General features: G+C 69.5%; 8 protein-coding genes. 6 read left to right on the forward strand and 2 right to left on the reverse strand.

Annotation, left to right across the window (positions count from 1 at the left end; genetic code table 11):
- The 4 genes from C503_RS42410 to C503_RS43985 form a co-directional block, all read left to right on the forward strand.
- A partial coding sequence (locus C503_RS42410) for a ParB/RepB/Spo0J family partition protein (protein ID WP_018687197.1) occupies positions 1 to 1,615 on the forward strand: 1,615 nt, incomplete at its 5' end.
- Between the two features lie 257 nt (positions 1,616 to 1,872).
- The gene (locus tag C503_RS0136830; protein WP_018687198.1) at positions 1,873 to 2,706 is read left to right on the forward strand and encodes a ParA family protein; all 834 of its coding nucleotides are present in this window, start codon (positions 1,873 to 1,875) and stop codon (positions 2,704 to 2,706) included.
- Positions 2,707 to 2,853: 147 nt separating this feature from the next.
- Positions 2,854 to 2,982 (forward strand): hypothetical protein, encoded by a 129-nt coding sequence (locus C503_RS48725; protein ID WP_281170560.1) that lies wholly within the window; start codon positions 2,854 to 2,856, stop codon positions 2,980 to 2,982.
- Positions 2,983 to 3,122: 140 nt separating this feature from the next.
- On the forward strand, positions 3,123 to 4,526 hold the full coding sequence (locus C503_RS43985; protein ID WP_156893794.1) for a hypothetical protein: 1,404 nt from the start codon (positions 3,123 to 3,125) through the stop codon (positions 4,524 to 4,526).
- Positions 4,527 to 4,583: 57 nt separating this feature from the next.
- Here C503_RS43985 and C503_RS0136845 read toward each other — a convergent pair whose 3' ends face one another.
- Positions 4,584 to 4,991: a hypothetical protein gene (locus C503_RS0136845; RefSeq protein ID WP_018687201.1), complete on the reverse strand. Its 408-nt coding sequence runs from the start codon at positions 4,989 to 4,991 to the stop codon at positions 4,584 to 4,586.
- Between the two features lie 297 nt (positions 4,992 to 5,288).
- On the opposite strand from C503_RS0136845, the gene C503_RS0136850 reads away from it, so the two are divergent.
- Together C503_RS0136850 and C503_RS0136855 are read left to right on the forward strand one after the other, a co-directional pair.
- Positions 5,289 to 5,726: a hypothetical protein gene (locus tag C503_RS0136850; RefSeq protein ID WP_156893795.1), complete on the forward strand. Its 438-nt coding sequence runs from the start codon at positions 5,289 to 5,291 to the stop codon at positions 5,724 to 5,726.
- Between the two features lie 14 nt (positions 5,727 to 5,740).
- Complete coding sequence (locus tag C503_RS0136855) at positions 5,741 to 7,189, forward strand: relaxase/mobilization nuclease domain-containing protein (protein WP_156893796.1); 1,449 nt, start codon at positions 5,741 to 5,743, stop codon at positions 7,187 to 7,189.
- Here the strand turns inward: C503_RS0136855 and C503_RS47135 are convergent.
- The coding region (locus tag C503_RS47135) for a hypothetical protein (RefSeq protein WP_026317076.1) at positions 7,174 to 7,565 on the reverse strand (392 nt) is incomplete at its 5' end. The two genes, C503_RS0136855 and C503_RS47135, sit on opposite strands and share 16 nt — an antisense overlap.

The following is a 7,565-nucleotide window of genomic DNA, read 5'->3' on the forward strand; positions in this document are numbered from 1 at the left end:
CGACGACCAGGCCGCCGACGAGCCGCAGGCCGAGGTCCCCGAGACCGCCCAGGCCGACGCGGACGCCAGCCCGGAGGAGAGCACCGGCAAGACCGCCGAGCCCGCGCCCGAGTCGTCCGCATCGAGCGGTGATGCAGGCGGCATCGCGGCCGCGTTGGCCCAGCGGGCCAGCGAGACCACCGCCACCGGCGAGCTGTTGATCCCGGCATCCGCAGTCGCGCCGCACCCGTTCAACAGCCCGAGTCGGTCGCTGCCGCAGCCCGGAAACGCCCGGTGGGACGAACTGGTGTCCACCGTCCGCGCCAGCGGGGTGACCGTGCCCGCCAAGGTCGTCACAGCAGCCGCGTTCCTGGCCGTCCGCCCCCAGACGGCGGACCAGATCGGCAACGCCGAATACGTGGTGATCTACGGTCACCGCCGCCGCGCCGCCTGCCTGGAGACCGGGCGTCCTTTGAAGGCCATCGTCGATGACTCCGTCATGGAGAACGACGGCGACCTAGAGGCCTTGGCGCAAGAGAACCTGGGTCGGGAAGACCTCACCGAACTCGAAGACGCGCAGATGTTGGCGAGGTTCTTCGAGGTGAACAAGAAGGAATCCCAAAGGTCTCTCGCCCGGCGATTGGGCCGTGACCAGGCCACCATTTCCCGTAGGCTCGCTCTTCTCAAGACCGCCCCGGAAATCCAAGCGGCCATCACGGACAAGAAGTTCGCGGCCACTGATGCAGCCGTCATCGGCGGGAAACTCCCCTACGAGCCCAACGGCAAGCGCGACGGACGCGAGTCGGATGAGCGCTTGGCGGAGCAGCGCACCGCCGTAGAGCTGGTCAATCAAGGCCGCACGGCCACGGCCGCGTGCGAATGGGTCATCGCCGCCCGAGCAAGCGCACAGCAGGCCGCCACGGAGGGCCTGGACCTGATCGAGCCCGCCACCGCGTTCGGGGACCGCCACTACGAACACGCCTGCCGTGACGAGGCCGCCGCAACCGTCGCGCGCGAGGCCGGCTTGCTGGTCGCCACGATCGACAAGCAGAACGGCGCACTGCGCTACTACACCAAGGCCAAGCCCGACCGCCCCCAGGCCACGGACCGCGAGGAAGCCGAGAAGGCGGAGGCGAAGGCGCGCAAGGACGCCCAGACCAAGCGCCGCGAAGCCTGCGTGAAACTGATCACGAGCCCCCTTCCTCAGAAACAGCTAATCGACCTGCTGTCCCGCCAGTACGTCAACGGGATGGCGCACGGGGCGACCAGCAGCGAGGCCTACACCCTCGCGGGCAAACTGTGGTTCGCATCCGGCTTGACCCCCAACGTGGGGGACGAGTGGAAGGAATCCATGCGACGGGAAGGCACGTCGCGGATCCTCAACCACCACGCCGCGTGGGTTCTCGCAGTCGCGGCGTTCGAGATCCGCGCCAGCCAGAACCACCGCGAGTGGGACGCACTTGACCTCGAGTTCTTCGAGCTCTTGGACGAGCGCGCCCGCTACGTCCCGACCGAGTGGGAACGGCTTCGTCTGGCCAAGGCGATCACCGCCGCCGAACCCGGAGACGACCCAGAGGAGACAGGGGAGGAGCCCGCCGCCGAGCCCGAGCCCGCCGAGCCCGAGCCCGCCGCCTAGACCGGTTCCCCTGGGGTCGACAGCCACGACCCCAGGGGAAACCCGGCGGGCGCGAATCCCGCAGTCCGGCGCATCGAGCGCCGAACAGCGGCCGCCGCCGGGGCGCCTCACCGCGGGCGCGGAGCTGATCGCGTTTCGGCGCATCGAGCGCCGAAACGCGACCGGGTAGGTGCCCGGCATAGCGACCGAGCTCACCCAAACGCCCACGCGGTGATGCAGCAGTCATCACCTTCCCCCACTAGCTGAAGAAGGACCCCATGGGCATCTACGCCGTAGCAAGCGTCTCCGGGTCGGCCGGAAAGTCGACCAGCGCCACCGCACTAGCCGTCCAGACGGCCCTCCGGCACAAGCGCCGAACGCTGCTCATCGACTTCGACGCGCAGGGCAACGCGACCACCTGGTTCGGTATCAAGACCAACGGACCCACCATCGCCGACGTCCTGCTCGGTAGGGCCACGATCGAAGAAGCCGCGATCCCGATCCCGGACGTTCCCGGCCTGTTCCTCGTGCCCGCATCCCGGGATGGACTCGACACCGTCCAGGTGCATCTCAGCCGCCGAGTGGGCTCCGAAATGGAGTTCTACGAAAAGCTCAGCTCCTACGACGACGCCTACCACGTCATCATCGACTGCGGAGGCAGCATCAACGTCCTCGTGATCGCCGCCATGCTGGCAACGCAAGCCTGGGAAGACACCCCGCGGCGGCTGAACCCCGAAGACGAGTCGAGCCCCATGGACCGCTCGGGGATCATCACCTGCACTCAGCCCATGCCCAAGGAGAACGAAGGCATCCCCGAACTGGTCCGTCAGCTCGAAACGATCAACAAGACGTATCGCCTCAAGATCGAACTGTTGGGCGTTGTCCCCTGCATCGTGCCACCGCAGAACGCAGGCGACGTCTACATAGAACAGTTGGACGACCTCTACGACGTGTACCTCGACCGAGTGACGCCCCCGGTCCGGCGTTCCGCCGTGGTGCCGGAGGCGTACAGCCACGGCATCCCGCTGCCGCTATACCCCAAGGCGCGGATCGTCGCGGGGGACTACGAGAAGGTGCTCACGCACCTCAACACGGCGAACTGCCTCGGATAGTTGCCGCTCAGCATGAAAACCCCGGCGCAAGAAGGCGACTCAAGCAAGCGGCCCCGCCCAAGCAGCGTCTCCATCGACCACGGCCGCCACGGCCTCATCCGGGCCGCCGTCCGTCTGGTCAGGAAACGCACCGGCCGCCACCTCACGGTGAGGCAACTGGTCGCGGACGCCGTCGACTCCTGGATCCGGCAGATCGAGCGCGACTACAACGACGGGCGGCCGCTCGACCCCGACACCACGCCCATGCCGCCCGGTCGGAACATCGACACCACCTGAATACGCCCCGATGCAGCCTGCATCACGAGGCCCCCGGCAGCCAGCCGGGGGCCTTTTGTTTAGTTACGTAGCGGGCTACGAAACGAAACAAAACGAAAGATACGTTAGACACGGAAGTAACGAAACGATATGCTCGCCGCATGACCGACCCAGCAGCGGCCCCCGCCGTGACGTCCGACGTCGTGACCTGCGCTTTTCCCGGGACGCCCTCCTGCACGCGCCCAGCGCAACGCGACCAGGCCACCGGCCGCCCCGGGAAATACTGCGAGCAGCCCGGCCCCAACGACGGGCCCGTGCACAACCGCGCGAACGCGTGGAAAGTCCGGCAGAAAGAGAGGGGCGGCACCCCGAGCCGCCCGGGAGGGGAGCCCGTCGAGACCTCGCCCCGCCCGATCACCATGGCCACCGCCACCTTGGGAGAGCAGCTCCGAGAACTGCCCAGTCAGCTAGGGGCCTTCCGGAAGTGGGTGGACGGCGTGGTCGCCCAAGTGCAGATCGCCGGGGATCTCGACGCCGCCGCCGCCGAGGTGGACGAAGTGGTGCGCAAGGCCGAGGCACAAGTCGCGGTTGCGGAACAGCTCCGGGCGACCGCCGAACGCGATGCCCAGAAAGCTCTTCGTCAGGCGGAGCAGGCGGAACAACACAGTGAGGATGCCGACGCCGCCGCGAGCGAGGCCACCGCAGAGCTGGAGGCCGTCCGTGCCCAGATGAAAGAGACGGTCACCACCACCTCCGCAGCGGTACAGGAAGCCGAGGAACGCGCCGAAGCGGCGCGGGCCGATGCCCTCGAGCGAATCGCGGCCGCCGAGGCCTCAGCCACCGGCCGGGTGAAGGAGATCGAAAGCGCCGCCGCGGAGCGGGTCGCCGCCGCCGAGGCCAGCGCCGCGGAGCGGATCGCGGCGGGCGAGGCCGCTGCCAACGACCGGATCGCGGCCGCCGAGGCTGAAGCAGCCAGCAAGGTCACCGCCGCCGACGACCGGGCGAAGGAAGCCGAGCGAGTGGCCGCCGAGCGGATCGCGGCCGCCGAGACGACCGCGACCAAGGAACGCGAAACACGCGCACAAGCCGAGATCGCACAGCGGGCCGCCGAAACCTCGCTAGCGGACGCACATGCCGAACTGGACCGTGCACGCCAGGAAACGCGGGACGAGCGAGACCGGTTGACTGGCGAGCACGCCGAGCGGGTGAGCGAGCTGCGAGCTCAGCACGAGGAGCAGGTGACCGCCCTCCGTGAGCGCATCGCCGACCTGCAAGGCCAGGTCACCGCCGCCCGCGCCGACGCGAACCAGGCACGGGCGGACGCTCGTGAACAGCACGAGCAGGACGCCACCACGCTGACCGACGTTCGTGCCGAACTCGCCGACGCCCGGCAGAACGCCCGCGACGAGCGAGACCGGTTGTCCGTCGAGCACGCCGAGCGGGTGAGCGGGCTGCGAGCTCAGCACGAGGAGCAGGTGGCCGCCCTCCGTGAGCGCCTGGTCGAACTCAAGACCGACCTCGACACGGCACGCGGCCAGACCCAAGCTGGTCGGCCCCAGGGCTAGACCGGCACCGCGGCGGGGTGATGCGGGCTGCATCGCCAGAGAACGATGCAGCCCGCATCACCCCGCCTCCGCCATGGCGTCTATGCCGGAAGCATCCTCGAGCCGGGTCGCCTTGTCCTCCGCCGCCGCACCGACCCCGCCCGCTCGCCGGGCCCGGACCGGCTTGAGCCCGAGGGACGTGAGTTGACGCGGCGACCACCCGCCCGTCTTCGCGTTCTGCCACGCGGCGGTCAAGGTCGCCCGCGCCACGGCGGCCGCCTCTTCCGCCGCCAGTACCACCGGCCCCACCGCCAGCGCCACTTGTGCGGGCAGCCCCACTGCGGACTCTCGCGCGGTGCGCGCCAAGGCGTCCGTGCGCGTCACCGCCTCCTGCGCCGCCACCAACTCCCGGATCAGCGCCACCCGGCTGAGGCTCTGCTCCTCCTGGATCTTCGCGGCCTGCTCCACCGCCGTGTTCGTCCCCATGCAGGCCACGTTACGCGCGCTCCGAGCGGTTGTGGTCCGGGTTTCACCGCGTCCGGCTGCCTGCCGCGCGCTCCGTTCTCCGGTGGTTCCAGGGGAGCCGGGTTGGCGGCCGTCCGGACCCAAAAAGCGCGGGTCCGGACGGCCGCCAACCCGGCGGAAAGACTCCTCCGCCCGGAGGTGAGCCAAAAAGCGCGGCTCTCCTCCGGGCGGAGGAGCAAGATAGAGTTTTCCTATGGAAAACTCGCCGCCGACCGCCGCCGCCGTGGCACACTGGTTGCACAAGGAGGTGGTGGGGGAGTGTCCGCACAACGACGACGAGGCCGGTTGCCCGGTGGGGAACGGCGCACCGATCGGACCGGTCCTATCGACTGGGCCCCCACTGAGCTGGCCGTCGTCAGCGCGGCCGCCGACGCTCGCAACCAGTCGGTGACCACCTTCATCGCCGACGCCGCTCTCGGTGTCGCGGCCGGGAAGTACGCCGCAGCCAGCCAGCCGCTCGGCGGTCTCACCGCCGAGCAGGTGACGTTGCTCCGCGCGATCCTCGAAGAGCTCATGACCCATCGCCGCCTGCTGGCCAACGCGACAGGCCTGCTCAACCAGATCGCCGCCGCCAGCAACAGCGGCGCCCCCCAGTCCGCCGAACGCATCGCGGCCGCCGTGCGGTACCTGGTCGACCAGGTGAAGCGGGTGGACCAGGTGAGCGCTCGCCTCGCCGACGCGGTCATGCCGGACTAGGCACGCCGGTGATCGTGAAAGAGGCCCCGCGGGGGTCCAACACCGTCGGCTTGCTCCAGTACCTCTACGGTCCCGGCAAGGGGGAGGAGCGCGGCGGCACAGTCCACGTGGACCCGCGCACGATCGCAAGCTGGGACCGGCTACACGGCGTTCACAAGCCGGTCCGTCTGGCCAACGGCGGTCAATCCGTGCGCGACATGGCCAAGGTCATCGACCTGCCCGCGCGGCTGGCGGGGCGCAGCACGACGAACCGCACCGGCCACATCGTGATCGCAAACCACCGCGACGACCCGTTCCTCACCGATACGCAGTGGGCCGAGATCGCCGACGCCGTCATGCGCCGAGCCGGGCTCTGGACCGGCCCGGACGATGCCTCAGCGGTGCGGTGGCTGGCCACCCGCCATGACGACACCAGCATCCACATCACGTACTCCCGGGTCCGGGAAGACGGCACTGATGTGGGCTACATCAACTACACCGCCGCCTGGCAAGAACTCCGCCACGAGTTCGAGCAGCAGCTCGGACTCACCCCCACCGGGTCGGCCGATGGCACCAGCCGACGCCCCTACGGCCAAGCCGAGGCAAGCCGCGCCAAGGTCGAACGCCACCAGCCCGGGGGAGACCCGCAGGCGCAGCCGGACACCGCTCAACTCCGCCACTGGTGCACCGTGATCGCGGTGGAGGCCGAGCACGAAAGCGCGTTCGTCGTCCGCCTCCGCGACGCGGGGATCACCGTGGCCGAGCACCAAGACGACCACGGCGGCATCGTCGACTACCGCGTGGGAATCCGCACGGACAGCGCAGGCTCACCCGTCCTCTACCAGCTCAGCAAACTCGCGCCCGATCTACGGCTCGATCTCTTGCGCGCTAACTGGCAGGAGACCGACTCGTCCGCCCGCACCGCCGGACTGGACACCGTTCTCGCCCACGTCGAAGGTGTCGCCGCCACCGCCCCCGAGGCCGTCAGCGGCGACGAGTTCGCCGCTGTCGCGCAGGGGGCCCGGGAGCTGCTTCACGCCACCGCGGCCTACGTCGATCTCGCCTCCGCCCGCGCCGCAGCAGAAGCCGCCGAGCGCGCCAGCCGACTGGCCGGGTACGCGCCGATCATCCCGTCCACCGGCGGGGGACCAGTCGCCCAGATGGCCCGAGACCTCCGCACCAGCGCGGGCATCCTGCTCCGCTCGAACACCGGCGAACACGACCGACGAGACGACGCGGCCGCCCGCATCGTCATCGCCGTGGCCTCGGTGCTGGTGCAGATCGAAGCGTGGCACGAACTCGCGGATCGGCGGGCCGCCGCGAACGCGGCCTTGAACGCCCGGGAGCACCTGCTCACCGCCCGCCAGGCGCTCATGGACGAAACTCGACCGACACCAGACGCGTTCCGCCCGGGGAGGGGCGGGACCACCCGACGCGTTGACACGTCGACTCCACAGCCACAAGACGGCTACCGACGTCGCTGAACGCGTTGCACAACAAGGGGGAGAACATGACCGCTTTCGGAGACGCACCGGACCCAGTTCCGGGCGCGCAGGTGCGAGAAGCCGCCAACGTCGCCCAGTCGCTTGTCCAGTTGGCGACGCTGCGACGGGACATGATCGAACGACGTCACCTGGAAGCCGAACGCGAGCGCCAGCGCCAACTCGAGCGAGCCGAACGCCGCCAGGAGCAAGAGGAACGCGACACCCGCACCCGCGCCGAACGCGACCAACGCGACCAGCAGATGCGCGACGAGCGCGACGAACGCGACACCCACAACCGTGCCGAACGCCAACGGGAACAGGAAGAACGCGACGTCCGCAACCGCACCGAACGCGAGACCCGCGACAAGCAGATGCG

The organism is Actinokineospora enzanensis DSM 44649, assembly GCF_000374445.1.
Lineage (GTDB): Bacteria > Actinomycetota > Actinomycetes > Mycobacteriales > Pseudonocardiaceae > Actinokineospora > Actinokineospora enzanensis.